We start from the raw sequence: 26,641 nt of genomic DNA on the forward strand, positions 1-26,641 counted from the left end.
TTAGGGCTCCGCCGGCCGGGCTTCCAGGACTTCCTTGAGCCGCTCCAGCTGGGCGACCTCTGCCTTCATGGTCCGTTGAATCATGAAGTCCATCAGTCCGGCCAGGCCCTTGGGCCGGACTTCCAGTGCAAACCGGACCCGGGTGCGTGTTCCCTCGGTGCTCAAGTAATAGCCGCCGTGCGGGCGGGCCGGACCGGCAACCACCTGGAACTGGATCTCGGCGCCCGGACGGAGCTGGGTGATCTGGAAATCGGCGGCAATGGGGCGGCCCGCAGGTCCTGTCAGGGTCTGCTGGTACACGGCGCCCTTGGCCCCCACAGCCCCAGACCGCAGTTCAACCTTCCGGACCCCTTCGCGCCAGGAGGGAAGGTTGAGCCCGTCCTGCAGGAACCGGTACACGGTCATGGCATCGCGTTCCACGACGACCTCGTACTCTGCAAATGCCACGGGGATCCCTTGATTGTCGGACAGCTTTCTTGCGTAGCCCGTTCCCCTGATACTGCAGCTAACACCAACAGGATATTCAGCCTGGAGTGCGCCCGGAGCAGCTGCGGCCGTGCCTTAACCGAAGAGTTATCGAAAGGACCGAAGCGTTATCGAAAGGGTGCCGCCCGCGCCGGACGTGTCCCTGTTCGGGGACGGCCCACGGCTGGGGTAAAGTAAATCCGGTTGACGCAACCGGGACCTGGCCGAGACATCTGGCTGGTCCCCCATGCGGCTGTAGCTCAATGGTAGAGCGCTAGCTTCCCAAGCTTGATACGCGGGTTCGATTCCCGTCAGCCGCTCCACTCCTTCCACAGCCCACTCCGCCGGCCCTCCTCCGCCGGGGCATTAGGCGGCTACCTGTATGGTCAGAAGTCAGGAACCCCTTCGGTTCCGCTACAGGAGCAATCATGGCTGACAAGTCCCCGCGTCAAGCAGCATCCGCTAAATCCGGCAAATCCATCAAGGAAAAGCGAGCTGACAAGAGGGCCGCGTCAGCGCCGCCCAGCTCCCTCGACAAGCCAGCCAACGCCAAGGCAGCGAGCCCCAAAAAGAAGTGACCGGTTCCATGAACCACCTCACCCTCGGAGTCCTGGCCAGCACACGGAAGCCCGACGAACGCCGGCTCCCGCTCCACCCCCTTCACCTGGACCGCATCGCACCGGAACTGCGGCAGCAGATCATCCTCGAACAGGGCTACGGAGAACGGTTCGGCGTCTCGGACCTCCACCTCGCCTCGCTCGTGGGGCGGATTGCCACCCGCGGCGAGATCATTGCCGACGCTGACGTGGTCCTGCTGCCTAAGCCGCAGCCTGAGGACCTCGCCGAACTCCGCGACGGCCAGATCCTCTGGGGCTGGCCGCACTGTGTCCAGGACCGCGCCGTCACCCAGCTGGCCATCGACAAGAAGCTCACCCTGATCGCCTTCGAGGCCATGAACCACTGGGCCAGTGATGGCGGCTTCGGCCTTCACGTCTTCCACAAGAACAACGAACTGGCCGGCTACTGCTCGGTCATTCATGCCCTTGCCCTCACCGGCTCAACGGGCGACTACGGCCGGCGGCTCACCGCCGTCGTCATCGGTTTCGGTGCCACGGCCCGCGGCGCCGTCACGGCGCTGAACGCCCACGGCATCCATGACGTCCAGGTGCTGACCAACCGTGGTGTGGCCGCCGTCGGCTCTCCCATCCATTCGGTGCGGATTGCGCAGTTCGACCATGACGACAAGGCGCCGTTCCTCAGCCAGGTCATCACCGAACGCGGCAGGGTGCCGCTGGCGCCGTTCCTGGCCGAGAGCGACATTGTGGTCAACTGCACCCTGCAGGATCCCAATGCTCCGCTGACGTACCTGCGCGAAGAGGACCTCGGTGCGTTCCGTCCCGGCAGCCTGATCGTGGACGTGTCCTGCGACGAGGGAATGGGCTTCAGCTGGGCGAAGACCACCACCTTCGCCGAGCCCATGCTCACCGTGGGCGACCACATTGACTACTACGCGGTGGACCACAGCCCGTCGTATCTGTGGAACTCCTCCAGCTGGGAGATCAGCGAAGCGCTGCTCCCCTTCCTGGAGACCGTCATTTCCGGCCCCGAGGCCTGGGCCGGAAATGAGACGATCGCCCGTGCGATTGAAATCCGCGGCGGAGAGGTCCTCAACAAGGACGTGCTGCAGTTCCAGCAGCGCCAGGCGGAGTACCCGCACGCCCCTCTGGGCGGCTGACGCCTTTCCGGCCGGCGGGCGTACGGCTGACCACCCGGAGCAGGCGCCGCCGGTCCTTGAGGTCAACTTTGAGGGTCAGCTCGCCGCGCCGGGCAAGCACGACGGCGACAGTCACCGCCGCCAGGGCCGGCACCCCGCCGGAGACCAGGATGGCGGTGTGCGGATCCACGTGCTCGGCAATCCAGCCGATCATGGGACCGCCGATGGCCTGGCCGCCGATCAACACCATGATGTACAGGCTCATGACGCGTCCACGGATCCCCATGTTCGAGCTGATCTGCACCAGCTGGTTCGAGGCGGTCAGGAACATCAGGCACCAGAAGCCGGACAGCACCATGGCGGCGCCGAACCACACCATGGACGGCGCCAGGGCAGCCAGGCAGAGCATCAGCCCGTACATCCCGGCGCCCAGCACCACCGACCGCAGCCGCAGCTGCCGGCGGCGGGTGGAGGCGATTGCCCCGGCGAGGGCACCGAGCGCCACCAGCGCGTTCAGCAGGCCGTAGCCTCCGGCGCCGACGTCGTACACGTGGTCCGCGAAAGCGGCCAGCAGCACCGGCAGGCTCATGGCGAAAACAGCGATGAACCCGGCCATCAGCCAGGGCCAGTAGATGGTGGGCTTGCTCAGCGCATACCGCAGCCCCTCCCGGAGCATTCCCTTGCGCTTGGGAGCGGGTGCATTGATGAAGAGCTGGTCCTTGCGCAAAAGCAGCAGCATGGCCACCGTGGAACAGCAGGCCACGGCGTTGGCGGCGAAGGCCCACCCTGCGCCTACCGCCGTCAGGAGGAGGCCTGCCAGCGCCGGCCCGATCAGGCCGCCCAGCTGGAACGTTGTGGAGTTCACGCTGATGGCGTTGCGCAGGTACGTGGGACCCACGAGCTCGTTAACAAACACCTGCCGGGCTGGCTGGTCCAGGACCGTAACCAGGCCCAGCAGCAGCGCGATGGCGTAGACATGCCACACTTCGATGCGCTGGCTCAGGGCCAGGGCGGCCAGGGCAGCAGCAAGCACCGCGGCGACGGACTGGCAGAGGATGAGGATCTTCCGTTTCGCGAACCTGTCCGCCATCATCCCGCCCCACGGGCCCAGGACCAGCGACGGCATGAACTGCAGCGCCACGGTGATGCCGACGGCGGTGACGGACCCGGACAGCTGCAGGACCAGCCAGTCCTGCGCGATCCGCTGCATCCACAGGGCGATCACCGCAACGAAGTGTCCGATCGCGAAGATGCGGAAGTTGGGGACGCGGAGGGAAATGAAAGTGTGGCGCCAGGGCAGCCGTTCACTCACGACGGCGATCGGCTGGGTGGCGGTGTGCGGCTGCGGTGGCTGCACGGGCGGGGAATCGGCGGAGGCGGCGGAATCGATGACGGGCTGGCTGACGGTTGCCGTGGACGGCGGAGGGGGTGCCACAGGGAATCCTCAAAAGGTGCGGGTGAGCGGGATATGTCCACGCTATGGTGGCAGCAAGTGATTATGGAAGCGTATTGTTCCTATAACTAACATTGCGAACCGCAATAATGTCGACGCCAGCCAACCGGGAGTGCCGTGTTCGAACCCGCCCAGCTCCGTTCCTTTTTGGCGGTGGCCGAAACCCTCAGCTTCACCAAGGCGGCGGAACGCCTGGGGTTGGCGCAGCCCACGGTCAGCCAGCATGTGCGGAAACTGGAAGCTGCGGCGAAGCGGGTCCTGATTGCCCGGGACACCCGGGACGTGCGGCTGACGGACAACGGCGATGCCATGGCCGGCTTCGCGCGGACCATCCTTTCGGCCCACGATGCAGCTTCACGCTACTTTTCCGGGTCCGCCATGCGCGGCCGGCTGCGCTTCGGGACCGCGGACGATCTGGCGATCACCGGACTGCCGCGCATCCTCCGGGAGTTCCGCCAGATCTACCCCCAGATCAACCTTGAACTGACAGTGGGCCAGAGCGACCAGCTGTACAAGAAGCTGAATGCCGGTCAACTGGACCTGGTGTTCGTGAAGTGGGTTGCCGGAGCCAAGGACGGCACGGTGGTCCAGCACGATGCGTTCGCGTGGGTGGGCCTGGAGCAGACCGCCCTGGAACCCGGCGATCCGGTTCCTTTGATCGCCTACCCTTCGCCCAGCCTCAGCAGGAAGCTTGCCATTGACGCCCTCGAATCCCGGGGGCGCACGTGGCGCATCACCTGCACCACCCGGCAGATCAGCGGAGTCCTGGCCGCCGTCCGGGCGGGGATCGGCGTCGCCGTGATGCCGTCCTCGCTGGTTCCGGAAGACCTCAAGATCATCACCCGCCGCTTCGACCTGCCGCCCGTGGGGGATGTGGATTTCACCCTTATCCGCAACCCGCTGGCCAACTCCGAAGTGATCGAGGCCCTCACCCAGGCGATTGTGGGGCGCACCATTAAGCGATCCGCCTAATGGTCCCCGCCCCGGGTTTAACCAGTAAGTGCCCGGAAATTGGTTAAACGAGTAGGTATTCGTCCCCGCACGGGTAGTTATTACACGTAAGTGATTGAAGATATTACGTGCGTAAATTATGCTTGAATTCTGTTAAAGGTTAAGCAGAAGCCGATGACAACGATTCGATGACGAACCGTGTCCGCCGCCGCTGCCTTGGGGGCGCCTGACGGACAACGTTCGGGATAGGCACGCGATGACGCCAACCACGAACCACCCGCATCTTAAAGTCTCAAATCCAGTCCACTCCCTCAACACGCTACGCCCGATGACCGTCGGTACGCACCGCAACACGCCGGTGCATCATGAAGCAAGCGCACACGCTGAGCTGGTCACTCCGCGCGAACCGCACCCCGCTGCCACCCTGGTGGACACTGAGTTTGTAGGCAGTCCCTACTGCGAGCGGTGCGGAACGGATGAGTTCATCTACCTGGAGACGTTTGTCCCGGCAAAGTTCCGGCATGACGGCACCCTCCGGAAGCCGGGAGAGGTCACCTACTTCTGCACCGGATGCGAAGATTTTTCGGCACACTCGGTCCCGGCCTCGTGGGTGCCGCCCGGCTGGTATTTGGGCTAGCCGGATTCCCGGGCGTCAAGCCGGGCACGCCAGAAAGTCGCGCCAAATAGGAATCGCCGCCGTCAGGCACCGGAGGGTGCCTGACGGCGGCGATTTCTTTGCCTGAACCTCGTCCGGATGGCCCCCGCCGAGGCGGGGGCCATCCGGAGCCCGTTAGATCAGGTTGTCCGAGAGGTGGTTGGGTGTCCCGAAGCGGTGCGCGGTGATGCTGACGGCCTGCTCGTGCAGGAACGGCAGCAGCTCCACGCGGCCCGCCTCGGTGACCGGGTGGGAGTAGACGGCCAGGTCCGGGCGTCCGCCGGTGGCTTCGGCCAGAGCAGCGGCGTCGCCGCCGAGGAGCCGGATCCGTCCGCCGGAAAGCTTCCCGGCGTCGGCGAGCCTCGCAGCGGAGGCCAGCCAGGCGGCGTCGTCCTCCACCGTGGCCGTGATGCGCAGCGCGGCGAGCGCGGCCTGCAGCGGGGCGGGAAGTTCGACGGCGGTGGACACCGTCAGAGCCGAACCGGCCAGGACGCCGGCGGCTACTGCCCTGACCAGGTCTGCGACCGGTTCGCCCTCGGAAAGGCGCACCGTCACCGGCAGGGAACGGTAACGGAAGATGTTCCGTTCCGCGCTCAGCCCGGAAACATCCTTGGCCGTGCCGAACTCGTCGGCCCAGGCGAGGGCATCGGAGGCCAGTGCCCGCTCCAGGGATTCAAAGGCGGGAGCGTCCAGTGCGCCCTTTGCGGCACCAACCAGGCGGCGAACGCCGGGGTTGGTCACGGCCGCCTTGGGGTTCCTATCGGCGCCGCCGGCCGTGCTGGCCTTGCTGACCCAGTCTCCGAGTCCGGCGAGGTAGTTCGGTCCGCCTGCTTTGGTGCCGGCGCCGACGGCGGACTTCTTCCAGCCGCCGAACGGCTGGCGCTGCACGATCGCGCCGGTGATGCCGCGGTTCACGTAGAGGTTGCCCGCCTGGATGGTGTCCAGCCAGAGCCCCACTTCCTCGGTGTTCAGCGAGTGCAGCCCGGCGGTCAGGCCGTACTCCACCTGGTTCTGGATGGCGATGGCGTCTTCCAGGGTGTCGGCAGTCATGACGCCGAGCACCGGGCCGAAGAACTCGGTGAGGTGGAAGTAGGATCCGCGGCGCACGCCGTAACGGACGCCCGGGCTCCAGAGCCGGCCGGTCTCGTCGAGCTTGCGCGGTTCGACGGCCCAGTTTTCGCCTTCACCCAGGGTGGTGAGCGCGTTCAGGAGCTTGCCGTTGGCGGGCTCGATAATCGGGCCCATCTGGCTGGTGGGGTCCTCGGGGTAGCCCACCTTGAGGGAGGTGACGGCGTCGATCAGCTGGTTGTGGAAACGCCCTGATTTGGCAACGGAGCCCACCAGGATCACCAGCGAGGCGGCGGAGCACTTCTGCCCGGCGTGGCCGAAAGCGGAGTACGCAACATCCTTGGCGGCGAGGTCAAGGTCCGCGCTGGGCGTGACGATGATGGCGTTCTTGCCGCTGGTTTCGGCCAGGAGCGGCAGGTCCTTGCGGAATGAACGGAACAGTTCGGCGGTTTCGTAGCCGCCGGTCAGGATCACCCGGTCCACGGCCGGGTGCGAGATCAGCTGCTGGCCGAGCTCACGCTCGCCCAGCTGCACCATGGTGAGGACGTCGCGGGGAACGCCGGCCTCCCAGAGCGCTTCGATCATCACGGCACCGCTGCGGCGGGCCTGCTTGGCAGGCTTGATCACGACGGCGGAGCCGGCGGCGAGTGCCGCGAGGGTGGAGCCGGCCGGGATAGCCACCGGGAAGTTCCACGGCGGGGTCACCACGGTGAGCTTCGCGGGCACGAACGCGGCGCCGTCGACGTCGTCGAGCTTGCGGGCGGACTCGGCGTAGTAGTGGGCGAAGTCAACGGCTTCGCTGACCTCGGGATCACCCTGGTCAATGGTCTTGCCCGTTTCGCTGGCCATGACCTCGAGCAGGTCAGCGCGGCGGGCCTCCAGGATGCCGCCGGCACGATGCAGTACTTCGGCGCGCTCGGCGCCGCTGAGGGCGCCCCAGGCCTTGCCCTTTTCGACGGCGGTGGCGATCACGGTGTTGAGCGTTTCAGCATCCGTGATGGTCGCGGCTTCCACGGAGGCGTTGCCCAGGGTGGAGTAGGGCACGCGTTCCAGGATGGCGCGGCCCCAGTCGCGGTTGGCGGGCAGCGAGGGGTCCGTGTCCGGGGTGTTCTCGAAGGAGTCGCGCGGCATCGGATCGACCGGGAGGCTGCGGTTCTGCCGGCGGTTGGGGCCGGGGACTTCGTCGTCGAGCTCTGCCAGCGAGGCGAGGAAGCGCTGCTTCTCACGCTCAAAGAGGGCTTCGTTTTCGCTGAGTTCGAAGACGGCGGACATGAAGTTGTCCTGGCTGGCACCTTCTTCGAGGCGGCGGATCAGGTACGCGATGGCGACGTCGAACTCGGCCGGGTGCACCACGGGGGTGTAGAGCAGGAGGGAACCGACGTCCTTCTTGACGGCTTCCGCCTGGCCCTGCGCCATGCCCAGCAGCATCTCGAACTCGATGCCCTGCTCTGCGGTATCCGCGATGCCGCGCTGCTTGGCCAGCAGCCAGGCGAAGGCAATGTCGAAGAGGTTGTGGCCGGCGACGCCGATCCGGATGTTCCTGATCCGGTCCGGGTGCAGCGAGTAGTTGATGACGCGCTTGTAGTTGGTGTCCGAATCCTGCTTGGTGTTCCAGGTGGCGAGCGGCCAGTCGTGCAGCGAGGATTCGACCTGTTCCATGGGCAGGTTGGCGCCCTTGACCACGCGGACCTTGATGGCGGCGCCGCCGTTGGCACGGCGTTCAGCAGCCCAGTCCTGCAGGCGGATCATGGCGGCGAGGGCGTCCGGCAGGTAGGCCTGGAGCACGATGCCGGCCTCGAGGTTCTTGAACTCGGGCTTGTCCAGGATCCTGGTGAAGACCGCGATGGTCATGTCCAGGTCCTTGTATTCCTCCATGTCCAGGTTGATGAACTTGGCCTTCTGCCCTCCGGCGGCGAACGAGGCGGCGCGGGTGAACAGCGGCGTGAGCTTTTCGACGACGTGCTCGACCGCTTCGTCGAAGGCCCAGGCTGAGTGCGGGGCAACGGTGGAGGAGACCTTGATCGAGACGTAGTCGACGTCCGGGCGTGCCAGCAGGGTGTGGGTTCCCTCGAGCCGGCGTGAGGCCTCGTGCTCACCGAGGACTGCTTCGCCGAGGAGGTTGACGTTGAGCTTGACGCCGTCCTTGCGGATCTTGGCGATGGCCGGGCCCAGCTTGGCGTCCGTGGCGTCCACGATCAGGTGGCCCACCATTTCGCGGAGCACGCGGCGGGCGATCGGGATGACCACCTGCGGCAGGACCGGGGCCATGGTGCCGCCGAGCTGGACGGCGCGGCGCATGTACCAGGGCAGGAAGGAGGGGACCTTCGGGGCCAGGGCTGCCAGGTTGCGGGCGGCCACGTGGAGGTCTTCGGGGCGGACCACGCCGTCCACGAAGCCCACGGTGAAGTCGAGCCCGTTGGGGTCCTTCAGGACGCCGGCGAGCTGTTCAGCGGAGGCGTCCACGGGGACCTTGGCGGCCTCCGTCAACCAGTGGCGTACCAGCGCGATCGCTTCCCCGGCCAGGGCCTGCGCTTCGGGGACGTGGGAACCGCCTGCAACGGCTGGTTCGCCAGCCGTCTTTCCGGTGAGGACACCGGGCTCCGTTGAAATATTGGTCATGGCTAACACTCGTTCTTTCCGTGGGTGAGGACCGTCTTTCCACCAGTATGAGCCTCGGTTCACTTAAGATAAAGCGACGTTTTCTGAGCAATACAGGTTAGAAAAGCCAACGGTTTTAAAACCCGCCCGAACGTTCGGAAACCAGCCCAAACCCTCACCCACTTCCCGGGCCCTTCCGGCCTACCCTCTCTCACTTCCCGGGCCCTTTCCGGCCAACCCTCCCTCACTTCCGCCCGGACACGACGAACCCCCTCCCACCGGGGTGAGAGAGGGTTCGTCGATATGGCCCCGGATCTGAGAGAGCGTCCGGATATTTGCGGCAGGAAGTGAGAGAGCGTCGGGTGGCTACGCCAGGGGGCGGTGCATCTCGACGGCCTCTTCGTGCCTGGGGCTGTCCGGATTCATGAGCGAATGCTTGCGGCCGTAGCCGAAGTAGATCGCGAGTCCGATGACGAGCCAGATGCCGAAGCGGGCCCAGGTTTCCCAGTGAAGCTGGAACATCAGGAAGGCCGAGGCCAGCACGCCGAACGCGGGAACCAGCGGCATCAAGGGCAGCCGGAAGGCGCGCGGAGCGTCCGGCTTCTTGTAGCGGAAAACAATGACCGAGAAACAGACCACCACGAACGCGGCGAGGATGCCGATGTTCGTCAGGTCGGCGACGGCCTTGATCGGGAAGACGCCGGCCAGCAGGGCGGAAGCGACGCCGGCAATCCAGGTGACGCGCTGCGGGGTGCCGTGATGGTCCGTCTTGGCGAACCAGCCCGGGAGCAGGCCGTCGCGGCTCATGGAGAACCAGACGCGGGTGACGCCCAGCAGGAACGTCAGCATCACGGTGAGGATGGACAGCACCGCGAAGACGGAAATGATGGTGGCAATGACGGGCAGTCCGACGCCGGTGAATGCCGAGGCGAACCCGGCCTTCGGGTCGATGTCCTTGAAGTTCTGCATCCCCGTAAGAACCAGGGTGGCGGCCACGTAGAGCAGCATGGCGATGATGAGCGAGAGAATGATCGCCTTCGGCATGTGCTTCTTGCCGTCAGTCGCTTCTTCCGCCGCGGTACTCATGGCGTCATAGCCGAACACGGCGAAGAACACGGTGGCCGAACCTGCCAGGACCGGGCCGAAGCCGCTGGGCATGAACGGGTTGTAGTTGTTGGTGTCGATGTAGAAGATACCCAGGCCGATGATGAACAGGATCAGCACAACCTTGATGGCCACCGCCACCAGTTCGAACCGGCCGAACGCCCGGGTACCGCGGGACAGGATCCAGGTCACGATGAGGCAGACGACGATGGCCGGGATATTGACGATGCCGCCCTTGCCCTCATCCGGGGTGGATGTCATCCAGATGGGCATATGAATGCCGATACCGGAGAGGAAAGCGTCAAAGTAACCCGAAATACCAATGGCCACAACGGCCACAATCGCAATGTATTCAAGGAGCAGGTCCCAGCCGATGAACCAGCCGATCACTTCACCGAGGGCCACGTAGCCGTAAGTGTAGGCCGAGCCGGCGCGCGGAATCATGCCGGCAAATTCCGCGTAGGACAGTGCGGCGGCCGCAGACGCGAGGCCAGCAATCAGGAAGGAGAACAGCACCGCCGGGCCCACGCCGGGTTCGGTTTCGCTGCCGTGGGCCACGAGGCCCGCCAGGGAAAAGATGCCGACGCCGATAATGCCGCCTACGCCGATGGCCGTCAGTTGCCACAGGCCCAGGCTTTTCATCAACCCGCTGTGTTTGTTTTCTTCCTCAATGTCGTCAATCGGCTTGCGCCGCATGATCGACTGGGCTAAATCCTTTGTGCTCATCAGGGACTCCTGCATAGATATGGACCCATCAATCCGCCCTGTGATGGGAATAACTCAGTCTGATTAGTATGCAAGCCTCATTGCATTAGATAAAGTGAATTCTCCTAATTAATATTCATTAGATTTAGCGAAGGAACAGTCATGCTCGACGTCCGGCGGTTGAGGCTGCTCCGTGAACTCAAAATCCGGGGAACGCTCGCCGAAGTGGCGGAGGCACTCCAGTACAGTCCGTCGTCGGTCTCCCAGCAACTGGCGCTGCTGGAGAAGGAGGCAGGCGTGCAGCTGCTGCGCAAAACCGGCCGCCGGGTCCAGCTGACCCCGCAAGCCGAAGTCCTGGTGGAGCACACGGCCCACCTGCTCGAAACGCTGGAGCAGGCCGAGGCCGATCTGGCGGCAAGCCTCACCACCGTTTCGGGCACGGTGCGGATCGCCGTTTTCCAGTCCGCCGCCCTCGCGCTGATGCCGGGCACCCTCACCCGGATGGCAGCCAGCTATCCCGAAGTGAGGATTGAGATGGTCCAGCGGGAGCCGGAAACCGCCCTGCACGAAACCTGGGCCCGAGACTTCGACCTGGTCATCGCCGAGCAATACCCCGGCCACGCCGCCCCCCGCTATGCGGAGCTGGACCGTGTCCGCCTGACCGGCGACGCCATCCGGCTGGCCGTCCCCGGACCGGAGAAAGACCTGCCGCCGATCCGCTCACTCGAAGACACGGCCGATCTGGCCTGGGTGATGGAGCCGCGGGGCGCGGCCTCCCGGCACTGGGCCGAGCAGGCCTGCCGCAGCGCCGGCTTCGAGCCCGACGTCCGGTATGAAACGGCCGACCTGCAGGCGCAGATCCGGCTGATCGAATCCGGCAACGCCGTCGGACTGATGCCCGACCTTGTCTGGACCGGACGGGAGACGTCGGCCCAGTTGCTGCTGCTGCCGGGGAACCCGCACCGGACCGTCTTCACGTCCGTGCGGCGGTCCAGCGCCAAGCGGCCCGCCATTCTGGCCGCCCGCGAGGTACTTGCCGTCACGGCCGACTCGATTGCGCCCGCCGGCCCGGTCCCGCCGGAGGCCACATCCGCGTGATCCCCGGAAAGCCCGTCGCCGCGCAGCGCCCGGCGGGAAGTTCCCTACGTCACAGCGCGGAAGTGCGCCGGGCGTTAGACTGGGCACGTTATGAATCGCACAATGTTTAAGTCCAAAATCCACCGGGCCACTGTCACGCATGCCGACCTTCACTACGTGGGGTCGGTCACCGTTGACCTGGACCTGCTGGAGGCCGCGGACATCCTCCCGGGCGAGCTCGTGGCGATCGTTGACGTCACCAACGGTGCCCGGCTGGAGACCTACACCATCGCCGGCGAGCGCGGTTCCGGCGTTATCGGCATCAACGGCGCGGCTGCGCACCTGATGCACGAAAATGACATCGTCATCCTTATCACCTACGCCGAGATGACCACCGAGGAAGCCAAGGCGTACACGCCGAAGGTGGTCCACGTGGACAAGGACAACAAGATTGTCCAGATCGGCAACGACCCCGCCGAAGGGCACACGCGCGGCCTGATGCGGCCGCCGTACGCACTGAACAACTCCGCCTTGAACTAAACAACTCGGCCCTGGACTGAATTTCGGCCCGGACCACCCCCGTCCGGATACCGAGATCCTGCCCACACCGCGGCTCCAGCCTGAATAAATCTGATTAGGCTGGGGAGGTGAACTCCAATCCCCGCCCGTCCGTCCTGCCACGGTCACGGGCACGGCCACGGACACGGCGACCGTTTGGGGCCTCCGGGTGCTAGGGGTTCTCGCGGGGTTCTTCGTGGTCTGGGCCATCATCCTGGTGGGCATGTTCGTGGGCCGCCGGAAGATACTCGGGGAGAACGCCCGTTCCGTCCTCAGCGCCCTGACGTTTTTTGTGGCCAGCCCGGCGCTCCTGTTCGAGACCCTCAGCAAGGCCAAGCTCCACGATGTCTTTGCCGCTCCCCTGCTGGTCACGGCCGTCGGCGCGATGGTTACAGCGGCAATCTTCTTCGTGATCGTCCGGTTCCTGCTGAAACGGACGGTCCCGGAATCGCTGATGTCGTCCATGAGCGCCTCACTGGCGAACTCGGCCAACTTGGGTATTCCCATCGCGGTATACGTCCTCGGTGACGCCAGCTATGTGGCGCCGCTGCTGATCTTCCAGCTGGCCTTCTTCACGCCGCTCTTCCTGATGGCCCTGGATGCCACCACGAGCTCGCACCGGACCACGCCCGCCGGCTTCGCACTCATGATCCTCAAGAACCCGATGATCGTGGGTTCCGCGCTGGGCCTGGTGGTGGCGGGAACGGGCTGGCAGGTGCCGGAGCTGGTGATGCAGCCCATCCACCTGATCGGCGGGGCAGCCATCCCGGCCATGCTGATCGCCTTCGGCATGAGCCTGAACGGATCCCGGCCCCTGCAGGCAGCAGCCGGCCGCCGCGCCGACACACTCCTCGCCAGCGTATTCAAACTCGTGGTCCACCCGGCCATCGCCTATGCCTTCGCCCGCATGCTCGGGATGGAAGGGCAGGCCCTGTTCGCCGTGGTGGTGACGTCGGCACTCCCCACCGCCCAGAACGTGTTCGTCGCGGCCAGCCGGTACCGGACGGGCATCACCGTGGCCAAGGACACCGTGCTGATCACCACGGTGGTCGCCGTCCCGGCGATGATCGGCGTGGCCCTGCTCCTGACCTAGCTCTTCTGGTGCTGGTCCAGGATCCGGGCGCAGCGGATGAAGCCCAGGTGCGAGTACGCCTGCGGATGGTTGCCCAGGTGCGTCTCCGTGCCGGGATCGTACTCTTCGGGCAGCAGGCCGGTGGGACCGAACAGGTTCACCAGCTGGTCGAACAGGTCCCAGGCCTCCTCGATCCGGCCCACCGCCACGTACGCCTCGATCAGCCACGTGGTGCAGATGTGGAACCCGCCCTCCAAACCCGGCAGGCCGTCGTCGTACCTGTACCGGAAAACGGTGGGCCCCACGCGAAGCTCGCGTTCAACTGCGGTGACGGTGTCCAGGAACCGCTGGTCATTCACATCCAGCAGGCCGGAGAGGCCGATGTGCAGCACGGCCGCATCCAGGTCCGGGCTGTCGTAGGCCACGGTGTAGGACGCAGCCCCCTCATCCCAGCCTTCACGGAGGACTTCCTCGCGGATGGCGGCGGCGGTTGGCGCCCACCCGGGTTCCGGCGTCCTGCCGTGCCGGGCAGCGGTGCGGAGTGCCCGGTCCAGGGTCACCCAGCACATCACCTTGGTGTACACGTGGTGCCGGGGTGCACGGCGTGCCTCCCAGATCCCGTGGTCTGCTTCATGCCAGCGTGCCATGACGGCGGAGGCCATCTGGACCATGAGCTCCCAGTGCGAATCCTCCAGGGCCCCCTCGCGGTCGCTCACCGCGCTGATGAGTTCCGCGATGGGCCCGAAGACGTCCAGCTGCACCTGATGGTCCGCTGCGTTGCCGATCCTGACAGGGCGTGATCCGGCATAGCCTGGCAGGCTTTCGATGATGGCCTCTGTGGACAGCGGCGCACCCGTGACGGAGTACAGCGGGTGCAGCCATTCCGGCCCGGGCGCGTTCTCCAGGATCCGGCCCAGCCAGCGCAGGAAGCCGTACGCTTCGGTGGTGGAGCCGAGGTCCACCAGCGCGTTCACGGTCATGGAGCCGTCCCGCAGCCAGCAGTAGCGGTAATCCCAGTTCCGGGTGCCGCCGATGCCTTCCGGCAGCGAGGTGGTGGGGGCGGCCAGCACGGCGCCGGTGGGTTCATGCACCAGTGCCCGGAGCACCAGCGCCGAACGGCGCACCAGCGACGGCTTGACGCCCGGCAGCTCCAAGTCCTGGACCCACCGCCGGGAGTGATGGGCGACGGCGGCACGGCGTTCCGTTTCGCCGCCCACCCCCGCGTGGCTGGGCTCGGTGTCACCGCAGCGCAGGTTGAGCACCACGGGCCCGTTCCGCAGGTTCACATCAGCGGTGGCCGTTGCATGGCGGCCGTCCGAAGTGATGGAAAAGCTGACGCCGGGAGCCAGCAGGATGATGGGATCGGACGTGCCCACGACGTGCAGCTGATCGCCCCGGGCCTCCATGCTGAACGGCGCGTTGGCGTAGTCCGGCCTGGGCGCGAAGACGATCCGTGCGGCGCCGCTCCCGGAGAGCACCCGGACCAGGCTGGTGATCCCGTCCGGGGCCGGTTCAAGGTAGTCGGTGACGGTGACGTCTGCCCAGCGGGTTTCCACGATCATGGTGCTGTCAACGTAGCGCTGGCCGAGCACCTGGGACGTCTTGACCGGTTCCACGGAAAAATGGCCGGCGGCGTCTCCGCCCAGGATGTGCGCGAACAGGGACCCGGAGTCCGGCAGCGGGTGGCTCATCCAGCAGACCTTGGCTTCCGGCGTGATCAGGGCCGTGGAGGAGCCGTTGCCGATCATGGAGTGGCGTTCCAGGCCGACAGCGTCCTCGCCGAAGAGCCACGCGCGCCGCAGTTCGAAGAGGATGGCCAGGACCCGGGCGAAGGATTCGGGATCCCGGAGACGGTGGGCGGCTGCAGTGGGGCCCTCCCCCACCTTGATGCCCATGTCGGGGCCGCGGAGGGTGGCCATGGCCAGTTCGTCGCTGGAGGCGTCGCCGGCGTAGAGCGCGGCGCTCACGCCCAGGCGGGCGCGGAGGTGTTCCAGCGCGTCGGCCTTGGACGGTTCCACCACGGAGAGGTCCAGCACGGAGCCGTCCACGATGTAGAACAGGCCGTGGGCGCGGGCAACTGCCTCGGCCTTCTCCAGCACCTTCGCCACGATCGCGGCCGAGGCCGGCCGGGTGTGCACGGACACCGCCACGGGCTTCCGTTCGATGCTGATCCCCTTGTAGGCGCCGATCGTTTCCACCAGGGCCTGGCTTGCCTGCTGCAGGACGGATTCGGTGGCCAGCGACAGGCCGTGCGCGAAGCCCATGTCGAATTCCGCGCCGTGGGAGCCCACCAGGTGCACCTCCGCCGGGAGCCTGGAAACGGCTGCCAGGTCCCGCAGCGACCGGCCGGAAATGACGGCCGCGTGGGTGTTGGGCAAGGCCGCGAGCGCACGCAGCGCAATCGCAGCACTGCCCAGCGGCAGGGTTTCGGTGGAGATCCCCTCCGCGTCGCAGAGCGTTCCGCCGTAGTTGCAGGCCACCAGCAGCCCGGGAGTGCGGGCCAGGATTTTCAGTTCGGCGAGCAGGTGCGGCGTGAGGCCGTCGTCTGCGGCGTCCGACTGCACAAAAGCCCGGAGCAGGCCCAGCGGCAGGGAACGGGTCAGGAGGGCAGAATCGGCCACGGACTGGTTGAGCGGAGTAGGCACAGGCGACGTCCTTCGGATAATCCCCAATAATGCGTGAGAAAAGTCCGGCGAGGGACATACCCCCAGTTTCCGATGCCGTCGTTACACCAGAATATCCCTGTCATTGCGGGAATGTAACGTGTGCGCGGGCCCCGGTTTGCGGCGGCCGGGCGCTCGGATCCGCGGGAAGCGGCGGAGCCTACGCCCGCGCCCGCTTCAGCACAACCACTGTGGCGTCGTCGGACACCTCGCGGCCCGAGGCCAGGTCAAGGACGGCGTCGCAGGCGGCCTGGGCACTGGCACTGCCGGAGACGGTGCCGGACACCACGGCAGTCAGCACCTCGACGTCGGGATAGACATCCAGCAGGCCGTCGCTGACTACGGCCAGGCAATCGCCGGGCTCCAGCGAAACCTGGTGCGCGTCCCATTCCTGGTCCGGCCAGGCTCCCACGGGAGGTCCGCCGGTGAGCAACCGGGAGCTGCTGCCGTCCGCCTTGATGTGCAGGGCCAGGCCGTGGCCGGCGTCCAGGTATTGAAGGATTCCGGTGGCAGCGTCGAGCCGGGCGTGGAAGAGGGTGACGAAGGAGGCGGACTGTTCGAGGTCTGCTTCCAGGATCCGGCCGGCCGAGCTGAAGGCTTCACTCAGCGGCCTCCGGTGGGCCACCGAACGCATGACGGCGCGGACGGTGGCGGCGATCAGCGCCGCACCCATGCCCTTGCCCATGGCGTCGGCGAGGGTCAGCTGCAGCCCGCCGTCGTTCGGGTACCAGTCGAAGAAGTCGCCGCCGACGTTGCGGGAAGGCCGGAACGAACCGGCGATGTCGAATCCGTCGAGGGACAGGCCCTCTGCCGGGAGCAGGCTGCGCTGGACTTCGACGGCGCGGCGCAGTTCGTCCTGCACGGCCGCTTCGTGGACGGCACTGGCGCGCGGCCTACGGAACAGGGCGGTGATCCGGGAGCCGAGTTCGCGGGGGCTGAAGGGTTTGGTGAGGTAGTCGTCCGCGCCGGTGTCGAGCCCGGTGAGGCGGTCCAGTTCCTCGCCGCGGGCGGTGATCATCAGGATGTAGGCGTCGGAGAACCGGCGCAGCTGGCGGCAGACCTCAACGCCGTCGATATCCGGCAGGTTCAGGTCCAGCGTCACCAGTTCGGCGCCGTCGCGCTGCATCAGCTCGACGCCGGCACGTCCGGATGAAACGGCGGACACCAGGAAACCCTGCTTGGTCAGGATGTGGACCAGCAGGCCGCGGATATCGTCATCGTCCTCAATGACCAGGGCACGGCGTACGTCCGGCTCATCAGTCATGCACCAATTAGACGACGTGCGGGCCGCTGTTGTCACATCGGTACCAGCCGGGCCTTTCTGTAACACCGGTGGGTGCAGGGTCCGGCGCCCGCAGGTGCCGGACCCTGCAGCTTCTGGCACTCAGCGGGCGCGGAACGTCACCATGGTGAAGCCGCCGGGCGCCACGGTCACGCGGCCGGACGAGGTGCCGGCGCCGCCCTTTGCCCCTGCGACCGGCTGCCCGGCGGAATCGTACTGGCGCTGGACCATGGAGAAGCCCTCGGGCACCTCAACGTCCTTCACCGTGGTGGACCGTGCTGCGCTGACGTAGAGCGTCGAGTTGCCGCCGGTTCCGGACACTGACACCGTGGAGATTTCCGGCTGGACCAGCAGTGCGTCCAGCGCAACGTCTCCGTCCGTGGTGCCGACGACGGCGGTCAGCCCTGCGGTCAGTGCACGCTTGAGGGAGTAGGGGAAGAGGATGCCGGGGGCATCGGTGATGCCCTGCGCCCCCGCCCCGCCGTTTTCCGTGGTTCCCAGCGGCCCCTTGGCGGACGTCCACGCGGTGGTGCCGGACGGGGCCGTCCCGCGGTTCACGATGGGGTAGATGTTGTGGGCCTGGTCCGCGGCCGGGAGCGGGATGTCCAGGGAGGCGCCGGCTTTCAGGTCCACGTATGCTCCGCCGGAGAGGTTCGCTTCGCCGGTCCAGGCCGAGGCGGGCCGGACCACCGCTCCGCTGCCGGAGATGGTTCCGGATTCGGCTTCCACCACGCTGAGCCCGTGCGTGGACACCGTCCGGTTGATGCCGAGTGCCGCGGTTTTCAGGGCAGGATCGGCGTCGAGGGCCAGCATGGTGAGCAGTGCGTGGATGGTGGATTCCGCGCCGGAGTTCGGGTTGACCCGGCCGTCGGGTTCGATGCCGTCGATCGCTGTTCCCGTAGCGGGGTTGTACGCCGGGGATCCGCTGGGATTGGCTCCGAAGAACCATCCGGCGGTGACCGCAGCAAGGTCCAGTAGGCCCGGCGCATCGGCCGCCTTGGCGGTGGCCACGAGGCTTTGGACCCGGGAGTCCACACCATACGCGATCTGCGCTTCGCCGGGGGTAGGGCTCCAGGCATTGTCCGGTCCGCCTGCGGCGAGGAGCTGCGGCGTGAACTGGGCGGTGTCCTTGACTGCCGCTTCGAGCAGTCCGGGACGGTCCAGCACCTCGGAGGCGGTGGCGACGGCGGCCGGGGCCATGCCGCCCCAGGCGTGCCAAAGTGTCCGGGATTTGTTCCACGGCATAATGGCGCCGAAGGGCCACTGCCCGGCGGACCCCGCGGACATGGCGGCAACGCCCTCGCTGAGCCGGTCCAGTGCCGTCGCAGCCAGCTCATCGCGGGGGACGGAGGTCACGTAGGAAGAGAGTCCCAGCACGGCTTCTGCCGAGGCATCGGCGCCGCCGGCGATCAGCCAGGCCGGCACCTTCACGCCGTCGGCGGCGTCATAGGTGCCGTACTTGGCAAGGGACTGCCGGTTGAGCGAGCCCAGGGCCAGGTGCAGGCGGTCCCGGAGGAATCCCGCGAATTCAGGGTCCTCGTCCTGGAACGCCGAATATCCTTCGCCGAGCGCCCAGACAGTGCGCGCAAGCCAGTACGACTCTGCCGAGTCGGACGGGTCCGGCAGTTCCACCGGTTTGGCGCTAGGCGTGAGGCTTCCGTCTTCCTGCTGCCACAGCACCACGTTGCCGGCATTCGGGCCGTCCGTGGTCTGCAGGAACGTCAGCGAGCGCAGCGTCTGGAAGGCCCGTTCCTTGCTGGCGGCATCGCCGGTCTGCTGCCAGTGCCGCAGGTAGACCACGGCCGTGCGTGCGATGTCATCGGCGTTGTAGGCGCCCTGGGTCCAGTGCCCGGTGGCGGGGTCGAGGTCTCCCCCGCCGACGCGGCCGTAGCTCCCGTCCGCTTTCTTGTCTGCGTAGGTCCACGGTGCCTGGGCCGAGGGCATCTCGTCGAGTTTGTAGGTGGTGTGCCCTGCCACCGGCGCGAGCGGGACGGTCTCCATCAGGAAGTCCAGGTGCGCCGTGTTGGTCAGCGGTCCTGATTCAACGGGGGCGGCGGGGACGGACGCGGTCAGCGACGGCGCCGCTCCGGCGCCAGTGCGGCCTGCCGGTGCCGCCGAAGCGGCACCGGCCCCCACCAGGAGCATCGACGCGGCCACAGCGATGGCCAGCGGTTTGGTTCGTGCTTTCGAGCGGACATCGTTGTTCGTCATCGGTACTCCTGGTGGGGGTGGTCAGGCGGGCACTGCGGGGACTGGGCGCGGGCTGGCCTGGTCCTAGGTGGCCGGAACGCGGTCCAGCCTGGCCACGCCGATCTTCGAGTCAGCCATGCCGTAGAACACGAACAGCTGGCCGTCCACTTCCTCGATGGCGGTGGGGAACACCACGTTGGGCACGATGCCGGAAATCTCGTCTTCGGTTTCCGGTGCCAGCAGCGGCTTGTCGCTCCGGGCAATGACCTTGGAGGGGTCATTGGCGTCCAGGATCATGGCGGCCGCGGTGTAGTTGACCTTCTGCTGGTGGTCGAAGGCGGACTTCTCCAGCGCGCCCGCCACACCGTGGTGGATCAGCAGCCATCCTTCGTCGACGCGGATCGGCGCCGGTCCGCCGCCGATCTTGAGTTCCTCGAACGGGAACTCGCTGAGGGCCACGAGGGTGTGCTTGCCCATGTGGACCAGGTTGCGGATGTCCTTTTCCACATCCTCCACGGCAACGTAGGAGATCCAGATGCCGGGGCGGTTGTCCGTGACGCCGGCGGGCAGGTGCTCGCCTTCGCCTTCGCGGATCCAGCCAAGGTCCCACATGGGGCGGTGCAGCATGGCGTAGGAGGGAACGCCGTCGGGGTCGTTCACCGGTTCCGGGAAGAACACGGCGTCCTTGTTCGGGAAGAGGTTCAGGTCCATGGAGAGCTCGGCCTTGTATTCGAAGAAGCACGGGCCCAGACGTTCCCAGCTGCGAAGGTCTTCCGAGTGCGCGAACGCCAGGCGCGGACCCAGCGGTCCGTAGGCGACGTAGGTCATCACGTGCTTGCCGAGGCTCGGGACCCAGGTGGTGCGGGGGTCCTCGGTGCCGGCGTTGTTCATGCCGCGTTCCCAGCCCTCGTCGGGGGCGAGTACCACGCCCTGGCGTTCCACTCCGGTGGGAACGCCGTCTTCGATGACAACCTTGGCCAGGCCCACGCGGGACACATTGCCCTTGGCCACCAGGCGCGGAAGCAGGTAGAGCTCGCCGTCCGGACCGCGGCCGCTGGCGGGGTTGAGGACGCCTTCCGCCTCGAAGTCGTTGCCCTCTTCGGGGGACATGATGACCCCGGCGCGGGTGAGGGTGAAGGGAACGGTGGGGAGTGCAGAAGTGTGGGGGGAAGTCATTGATTAGCCCTTTACGCTTGATCCGATATTGGTGGAGATGAATTGGCGCTGGAAGAAAATGAACAGCGCGATGGCTGGTGCCGCGAGGACGCAGGCGCCGGCGAGGATTGCCCCGAACGGGTTGGAGGCCGTGGCGGCAACGTTGGAAATGTAGTTGGCGAGGGACACCGCGAGCGGCTGGATGGCCGCGTCCTTGGTGACCAGGAACGGCCACAGGAACTCGTTCCACGGCCCGATGAACGTCAGCAGGACCGCTGTGACAATCGCCGGCCGGACCAGCGGGATGGCAATCTGCCACAGGATCCGCAGTTCGGAGGCGCCGTCGATCCTGGCGGCCTCAAACAGCGTGGACGGAAGCTGCATGAAGTACTGGCGGAATACGAACACCGCGGTGGAGTTGATGGCGAACGGCAGGATCATGCCGATGTAGCTGTCCGCCAGGCCGTAGTCCCGGACGATCATCACGTACAGCGGGATGAGCAGCAGCTGGAACGGAATCATCTGCACCAGCAGCATCATGCCGAACACGAAGCCCTTGCCGCGGAAGTGCATCTGCGCCAGGGCGTAGCCCACCAGGAGGCCGAAGACCACGGTGAACAGGATGACGCCCCCGGTGAAGATCCCGGAGTTGACCAGGCCCTTCAGCAGATTGATGGAACCGTTGATGTTCGCATAGTTCTCACCGGTGAGGTTGGCCGGATTGGGGAACGCACCCGCCACCGAAGTGTCCGGGGACGTCTGCAGCGAGCCGATGAACATGTAGTAGAAGGGGAAGAGGAACACGAAGGCGCCCACGGCGAGCAGTATGAAACTGCCGACGCCAAGGTTCCTGCGCTTTTCCACAGTGGAACCTCCACGCGTGGAGCCTCCGCGGGTGGAACCTCCGCGGCCGGAAGGAAAGGCACCCGGCTGCCCGGCGTCGTCGTTCTTTTCGTTGTCGTTGTTGGCGGCGGTTGCCGCGTCGATGACCGACATGTCAGTCCTCCTTTCCGCCTACGAGGCGTTTCTGGATCAGGGCGATCAGCAGGACGCCGATCACCAGGACGACGCCCAGCGCGGCAGCCACATCGGGGTTTCCCTGCAGGATGCCCTTCTGGTACATCAGGAACACCGGCGAGGTCGATGCGCCGTCGGGTCCGCCGCCGCCGGTGAGCAGGTAGGGCTCGGTGAAGAGGTTGGCGCCGGTGATGGTGGCGAGCAGCGTGACCAGAACGCTGGCCGACCGCACGCCGGGAACCGTGATGTTCCAGAACTGGACCCACTTGTTCCCGCCGTCCACCGAGGCGGATTCGTAGAGCTCGTCCGGGATGTTCTGCAGTGCGGCCAGGTACAGCAGGATGAAGAACCCCAGCTGTTTCCAGGTCACGTACAGCGCCACCGTGGGCATGGCCAGCCAGGAGTTGGTCAGCCATGACGGGTTCGGGGCCAGCGGCCCCAGCAGCGCATTCACCAGTCCGTTCTGCTGGAACAGGAACAGCCAGACGCCGACGACGGCGACGCTCGCCGTGACGTACGGGACGTAGTAGCTCACCCGGAAGAAAGTCCGCAGCCTGGTCACGCGGTTGAGGGCGTTGGCCAGGACCAGGGACAGGCCCACGGTCAGCGGGACGTTGATGACCAGGAAAACGCCGATGTTGGCGAAGGAACGCTGGACGGCAGGATCGGACAGAACGGTGATGTAGTTGTCCAGGCCGACGAACGGCCGGTCCACCTTGACCCGCGGGGCCGTGAAGAAGAAGTCGTGGAAGGAAATGTAGACGGCGTAGCCCAGCGGGTAGGCGAGGACGGCCAGGACGTAGATGACGTACGGGGCGCTGAACAGCAGCCCCAGCGGCTGGCGCCCCAGGAAGTTCTTGCGTTTCCTGGGGGCCAGCCGCTGGTCGGCCGTTCGCCCAACCGGCATTCCCGTAGCGACGGTGCCCGGTGCGGGGCTGCCCGCTGCAGGACTGCCCGCTTCGGGGCCGCCGTCAGAAGAGCGGAGTGACATTGGGGATCACCCGTTACTTCTGGGCTGCCAGTTGGTTGATCTTGTCCGCTGCGCCCTTGAAAGCCGAGTCAATGCTTTCGTTGCCGAAGATCACTGACTTGGCGTAGGCGGTGCGGAAGGTCTGCCAGACCTCGACCGAGTTGGGCACGTTGGGCACCTCGACGGTGCGGCCGGCCTGCTCGGCAAACTGGGTGTAGAGCGGGTTCTTGGTGAAGTAGTCGGCGTAGGCCGTGGTCAGGTCCTTGCGCATGGGCATCTGGCCCGTCTCGGACAGGAGCTTGCCGTCCTGCTCCTGGCTGGTGGCGAACTTCATGACCTCCCACGCCGTTCCCTGGTTCTCGCAGGCGGAGTACATGGCCACGTTCTTGGCGTCCGAGAAGGTGGACGTATCGGCCTTGGCCTGGGCGGCGGGCACCGGCACGGCACCCCAGTTGATCTTGTCCTTGTAAGCGGCAATGGCCCAGGGACCGGCCATGGCCATGGCGGCCTTGCCTTCGCCGAACGCGTCACCCTGGAAGGCCTCCTTGGACGCCAGGTTCTCCTTGTAGAGCGTTTCGAACATGGTGGCGACCTGCTTGCCCTCCTCGCTGTCGAAGGTGGCTTTGCTGTCCTTCAGGAGCGGGGTGCCGTCGGTGTTGGCAGCGTAGAACGGGTAGAAGTCGAACCATGACTGGAAGAAGTCGCTTGCCGGGGACGGCCACACCGCGTTGGCCGTAGCGCCGGACTTCACCAGCGTCCGGGCGGTTTCAAGGAGCTCTTCGTGGGAGCCCAGCTTGGGGTTTTCGGGGTCCAGTCCGGCCTTGGCGAACATGTCCTTGTTGTAGAACAGGACCACGGGGTTGGACTTCCACGGCAGCTGGTACATCTTGCCGTCCGTGGACTTGTACTGGTCCGCCAGGTCTCCGGTGCGGTCCTTGATGTACTGCGCGCCGTCGGGGAAGGTGTCCAGCGCAACAAGCCCGCCCTGCTTCTGGAACTGCGGAACTGCCACTGGGGCGGTGTTGAAGACCAGGCACGAGGCGTTGCCTGCCGTGATGGCTGCGCCGATGACTTCCTCGGAGCTCTTGCCGGCCGGGATTTCCTGGGCATCGATCTTCTGGTCCGGGTGCGCGGCGTTCCAGGATTCCACCATGGACTTGCCCCACTTCACCTCGAACTCGTTGTTGGAGTACCAGATCTTGATGGGGCCCTTGGCGGCCGTGGCCGAATCGGCGGAGCTGGCTCCCCCTCCCCCGCCGCAGGCTGCGAGGCCTGCGCCCATGATGGTCAGGGCGGCCACGGACAATACGCGCGTGGCTGTTGAAAAGCGCTTCATTGCGACTCCTATTTAGGGGAAACAGAGGGTTGGGGGCGTGTCTGGGTGCTGTGGGGCTTGGTGGGTACAGGTGTAGTGCGGTGGGACCGGGCGTTTGGGGCGGCTTAGCCTGCGGGTGCCGGGCCGGTGGACGCCCTGACCAGGAGGGTCGGAGCCTGGAGGACGGTGTCTTCGCCGTCGTGGCTGTTGCTGAGCTGGTTGAGGAGCACCTGGGCGGCAACGCGGCCCCAGAGCATGGGCTCTGTGGCCACCGTGGTGAGGGGCGGATTCAGGTATTGCGTGAAGTCGGCGTTGTCATAGCCGGTGACGGACAGGTCACCGGGCACACTGAGCCCCTGCGTTTGCGCGTAGTACTGGCCGGCGGTCGCCATCAGGTCGTTGGCGTAGACGATTGCCGTGGGCTTGTCGGTGCGCCGGAGCAGCTCGGCGGTGGCGGCCATGCCGCCCGCTGCAGTGAAATCGGCGGCTTCGAAGAGGTCGGCGGGCAGGCCGGCAGTGGCGAGTGCGCTTTCCCAGGCCTGGCGGCGGCTGCGGCCGTGGATGTATTCCTGCCCGCCGCCAACGTGCGCAATCCGGGTATGGCCCAGCGCCACAAGGTGTTCAACGGCCGCGGTGATCCCGGCGCAGTCATCCATCGAGACGGCAGGGAACGGTGAATCGGAGTCGGGGCGGTTCAGGGTGACGGCGGGGAGCTTGAGTTCCTGCAGCAGCGGGATGCGGGAATCGTCGTGGCGGACATCGGTGAGGAGGAAGCCGTCCACGCGGCCGTTCTCGGCCAGCTTGCGGTAGCACCGTTCCTCCGCCCCTGCACCCGTGGCGACGCTGAGCACCAGCGTGTAGTCGTGTTCTGACAGGGCGGTTTCGATGCCCGCGATGAACGCCGGAAAGAAGGGGTCCGTTCCGAGCAGCGACGGATCCCGGGCAACGACCAGGCCCAATGCGAACGCTTTGGCGGAGGAGAGGCCCTTGGCCCGCAGGCTGGGCTTCCAGCCGAGCTCCTTGGCCGCCTGCAGGATCCGTTCCCGGGTTCCCGCGCTGACTCCCGGCTGCCCGTTGAGGGCATACGAGACAGCACCCTTGCTGACGCCTGCCGCGTGGGCGACGTCGCTGATGGTGACTGCCATGGTCCTGCCTTCTGTGGATCGGCGGCCCAGTGATACAACTCACTGAACCGGTTCAGTGATCTCTACTAAACCGGTTCAGTTGGGAGTTGTCAAGGGGAGCGCTCAGAGGAGACAGAGCCCGACGGCGTTGCCCGCGTCCCGTCCCCGCGTCACGCAGGGCTCACTTTAGGAGCACGACGGCGGTGCCCGTCGCGGGATTCCAGGGGAACCCGCCGTAGGACATTCCGAAAGGGTGCGTGGCGTGACGCGCGGTCAGGCGCGGACGAGTCCCGCGGCCTTCGCGAGGAGTTCCACGGACCGCAGGCGGGCCTCGGTTCCGTTGCTCTGGTGGGCCACGATCAGCTCATCCGCGTCCGCGTGGGCGGTGAACTGGTCCAGGTAATCCATCACGACGTCCGGCGTGCCGACCGCCGAGTACTTCATCATCTGGGCCACGTGCTGGCCCTGCGGCGAGTCGAGGATCATGTCCGCTTCGTCGTCCGTGAACACCCTGCCGTTGCCGAAGAACAGGGACACACGGGCGCGCTTGGTGGCCTGGAACATCTCCTGCGCCTCGGAGGCGGAATCGGCCGCGATCACATTGACGCCCGCAATCACGTGCGGGGCGTCCAGCTGGGCGGAGGGCTTGAATTCCCGGCGGTAGATGGCCACGGCGTCCTGCAGGGCGGCGGGCGCAAAGTGCGATGCGAAGGCGTAGGGCAATCCGAGCTGCGCCGCCAGCCGGGCCCCGAAAAGTGAGGACCCCAGGATGTACAGCGGCACGTTGGTGCCCTTGCCCGGCGTCGCCTCGACGCCCTGGATGCGTGTGGGGCCGGTGAGGTAGCCCTGCAGTTCCAGGACGTCCTGCGGGAAGCTGTCCGCGGACATCGGATCGCGGCGGAGCGCGCGCATGGTGTTCTGGTCGCTGCCGGGCGCACGGCCCAGGCCGAGGTCGATGCGCCCCGGGTGCAGGGTCTCCAGCGTGCCGAACTGCTCGGCGATGGTCAGCGGGGAGTGGTTGGGCAGCATCACACCGCCGGCGCCAAGCCTGATACTGCTCGTGTGGGCGGCGATGTGGGCGATCAGCACACTCGTGGCCGAGGACGCAATGGAAGACATGTTGTGGTGCTCCGCGTACCAGACCCGGCGGTAGCCCAGTTCTTCCGCCCGCTGCGCCATGGCCACGCTGCCGGCGAAGCTCTCGGCCGCCGTCTGGCCCTTCGCAATGGTGGCCAGGTCAAGGATGGAAAGCGGAACAGTCACGGAGGAGCCGGCCTTTCGTAGCGGAGCGTTGCGGTCGCTGCCCCGGTGGCGGAACAGGCACACTGGCGACAACGACGGCGGCACCCGGGTTATTTCTGCAGGTCACCGTGGCGCCGGACACGCGGGAGCCGTATTGCCGGGCGCGCGGAAGCGGCGGTGCCGGACAATCGAGTAGGTGGGTCGGGTTTCCCGACCCACCTCTCACACCACCGTACGTGCGGGCCTCGCATACGGCGGTTCGC

At 66.4% G+C, this 26,641-nt stretch carries 20 protein-coding genes and 1 tRNA gene; 8 read left to right on the forward strand and 13 right to left on the reverse strand.

Annotated features, from left to right (window positions below):
- On the reverse strand, positions 1 to 447 hold the full coding sequence (locus PV761_RS17205; protein WP_028270972.1) for an SRPBCC family protein: 447 nt from the start codon (positions 445 to 447) through the stop codon (positions 1 to 3).
- 267 nt (positions 448 to 714) lie between these two features.
- Here PV761_RS17205 and PV761_RS17210 point away from each other — a divergent pair.
- The 3 genes from PV761_RS17210 to PV761_RS17220 all read left to right on the forward strand — a co-directional run bounded on the left by PV761_RS17210 (position 715) and on the right by PV761_RS17220 (position 2,200).
- Positions 715 to 788 (forward strand) — tRNA-Gly (locus PV761_RS17210).
- Between the two features lie 105 nt (positions 789 to 893).
- Positions 894 to 1,043, forward strand: coding sequence for a hypothetical protein (locus PV761_RS17215; RefSeq protein WP_197024936.1), 150 nt, complete (start codon positions 894 to 896; stop codon positions 1,041 to 1,043).
- A gap of 8 nt (positions 1,044 to 1,051) precedes the next feature.
- Positions 1,052 to 2,200 carry a N(5)-(carboxyethyl)ornithine synthase gene (locus PV761_RS17220; protein ID WP_043438458.1) on the forward strand — a complete coding sequence of 383 codons (1,149 nt, stop codon included), beginning with the start codon at positions 1,052 to 1,054 and terminating at the stop codon, positions 2,198 to 2,200.
- Here the strand turns inward: PV761_RS17220 and PV761_RS17225 are convergent.
- Positions 2,133 to 3,614, reverse strand: a complete 1,482-nt coding sequence (locus PV761_RS17225; protein ID WP_347898578.1) for an MFS transporter — start codon at positions 3,612 to 3,614, stop codon at positions 2,133 to 2,135. The two genes, PV761_RS17220 and PV761_RS17225, sit on opposite strands and share 68 nt — an antisense overlap.
- A 135-nt stretch (positions 3,615 to 3,749) precedes the next feature.
- Between PV761_RS17225 and PV761_RS17230 the strand changes: the two genes are divergently transcribed.
- Positions 3,750 to 4,604: a LysR substrate-binding domain-containing protein gene (locus PV761_RS17230; RefSeq protein ID WP_028270975.1), complete on the forward strand. Its 855-nt coding sequence runs from the start codon at positions 3,750 to 3,752 to the stop codon at positions 4,602 to 4,604.
- A gap of 307 nt (positions 4,605 to 4,911) precedes the next feature.
- Positions 4,912 to 5,220, forward strand: coding sequence for a hypothetical protein (locus tag PV761_RS17235; RefSeq protein WP_231511221.1), 309 nt, complete (start codon positions 4,912 to 4,914; stop codon positions 5,218 to 5,220).
- Between the two features lie 153 nt (positions 5,221 to 5,373).
- Here PV761_RS17235 and PV761_RS17240 read toward each other — a convergent pair whose 3' ends face one another.
- Both PV761_RS17240 and PV761_RS17245 read right to left on the reverse strand, forming a co-directional pair.
- The gene (locus PV761_RS17240) at positions 5,374 to 8,925 is read right to left on the reverse strand and encodes a bifunctional proline dehydrogenase/L-glutamate gamma-semialdehyde dehydrogenase (protein ID WP_347898581.1); all 3,552 of its coding nucleotides are present in this window, start codon (positions 8,923 to 8,925) and stop codon (positions 5,374 to 5,376) included.
- 345 nt (positions 8,926 to 9,270) lie between these two features.
- Positions 9,271 to 10,734 carry an amino acid permease gene (locus PV761_RS17245; RefSeq protein WP_028270978.1) on the reverse strand — a complete coding sequence of 488 codons (1,464 nt, stop codon included), beginning with the start codon at positions 10,732 to 10,734 and terminating at the stop codon, positions 9,271 to 9,273.
- Between the two features lie 141 nt (positions 10,735 to 10,875).
- Here PV761_RS17245 and PV761_RS17250 point away from each other — a divergent pair, with 141 nt between their 5' ends.
- The 3 genes from PV761_RS17250 to PV761_RS17260 all read left to right on the forward strand — a co-directional run bounded on the left by PV761_RS17250 (position 10,876) and on the right by PV761_RS17260 (position 13,441).
- Positions 10,876 to 11,811, forward strand: coding sequence for a LysR substrate-binding domain-containing protein (locus PV761_RS17250; RefSeq protein WP_347898583.1), 936 nt, complete (start codon positions 10,876 to 10,878; stop codon positions 11,809 to 11,811).
- 90 nt (positions 11,812 to 11,901) lie between these two features.
- The gene (panD, locus tag PV761_RS17255; RefSeq protein WP_028270980.1) at positions 11,902 to 12,330 is read left to right on the forward strand and encodes an aspartate 1-decarboxylase; all 429 of its coding nucleotides are present in this window, start codon (positions 11,902 to 11,904) and stop codon (positions 12,328 to 12,330) included.
- Positions 12,331 to 12,517: 187 nt separating this feature from the next.
- Positions 12,518 to 13,441: an AEC family transporter gene (locus PV761_RS17260; RefSeq protein ID WP_028270981.1), complete on the forward strand. Its 924-nt coding sequence runs from the start codon at positions 12,518 to 12,520 to the stop codon at positions 13,439 to 13,441.
- Here PV761_RS17260 and PV761_RS17265 read toward each other — a convergent pair.
- The 9 genes from PV761_RS17265 to PV761_RS17305 form a co-directional block, all read right to left on the reverse strand.
- Positions 13,438 to 16,065, reverse strand: a complete 2,628-nt coding sequence (locus PV761_RS17265; RefSeq protein WP_347898586.1) for a trehalase-like domain-containing protein — start codon at positions 16,063 to 16,065, stop codon at positions 13,438 to 13,440. The two genes, PV761_RS17260 and PV761_RS17265, sit on opposite strands and share 4 nt — an antisense overlap.
- 178 nt (positions 16,066 to 16,243) lie before the next feature.
- Positions 16,244 to 17,347, reverse strand: a complete 1,104-nt coding sequence (locus tag PV761_RS17270; protein WP_347898588.1) for a SpoIIE family protein phosphatase — start codon at positions 17,345 to 17,347, stop codon at positions 16,244 to 16,246.
- Between the two features lie 120 nt (positions 17,348 to 17,467).
- Positions 17,468 to 19,576, reverse strand: coding sequence for a hypothetical protein (locus PV761_RS17275; RefSeq protein WP_347898590.1), 2,109 nt, complete (start codon positions 19,574 to 19,576; stop codon positions 17,468 to 17,470).
- Between the two features lie 63 nt (positions 19,577 to 19,639).
- Entirely contained in the window at positions 19,640 to 20,731 is a 1,092-nt protein-coding gene (locus tag PV761_RS17280) for a glycosidase (RefSeq protein ID WP_347898592.1), read from the reverse strand.
- Between the two features lie 3 nt (positions 20,732 to 20,734).
- Positions 20,735 to 21,706 (reverse strand): carbohydrate ABC transporter permease, encoded by a 972-nt coding sequence (locus PV761_RS17285; protein ID WP_231511222.1) that lies wholly within the window; start codon positions 21,704 to 21,706, stop codon positions 20,735 to 20,737.
- Position 21,707: 1 nt separating this feature from the next.
- On the reverse strand, positions 21,708 to 22,634 hold the full coding sequence (locus PV761_RS17290) for a sugar ABC transporter permease (protein ID WP_347898601.1): 927 nt from the start codon (positions 22,632 to 22,634) through the stop codon (positions 21,708 to 21,710).
- 97 nt (positions 22,635 to 22,731) lie between these two features.
- Entirely contained in the window at positions 22,732 to 24,033 is a 1,302-nt protein-coding gene (locus PV761_RS17295) for an extracellular solute-binding protein (RefSeq protein ID WP_347898595.1), read from the reverse strand.
- A gap of 104 nt (positions 24,034 to 24,137) precedes the next feature.
- Positions 24,138 to 25,157 carry a LacI family DNA-binding transcriptional regulator gene (locus PV761_RS17300; protein ID WP_347898597.1) on the reverse strand — a complete coding sequence of 340 codons (1,020 nt, stop codon included), beginning with the start codon at positions 25,155 to 25,157 and terminating at the stop codon, positions 24,138 to 24,140.
- A gap of 252 nt (positions 25,158 to 25,409) precedes the next feature.
- Positions 25,410 to 26,399: an LLM class flavin-dependent oxidoreductase gene (locus PV761_RS17305; RefSeq protein ID WP_347898599.1), complete on the reverse strand. Its 990-nt coding sequence runs from the start codon at positions 26,397 to 26,399 to the stop codon at positions 25,410 to 25,412.
- Between the last annotated feature and the right edge of the window lie 242 nt (positions 26,400 to 26,641).

This window comes from Arthrobacter sp. CC3 (genome assembly GCF_039907775.1).
In the GTDB taxonomy this organism is placed as follows: Bacteria; Actinomycetota; Actinomycetes; order Actinomycetales; family Micrococcaceae; genus Arthrobacter.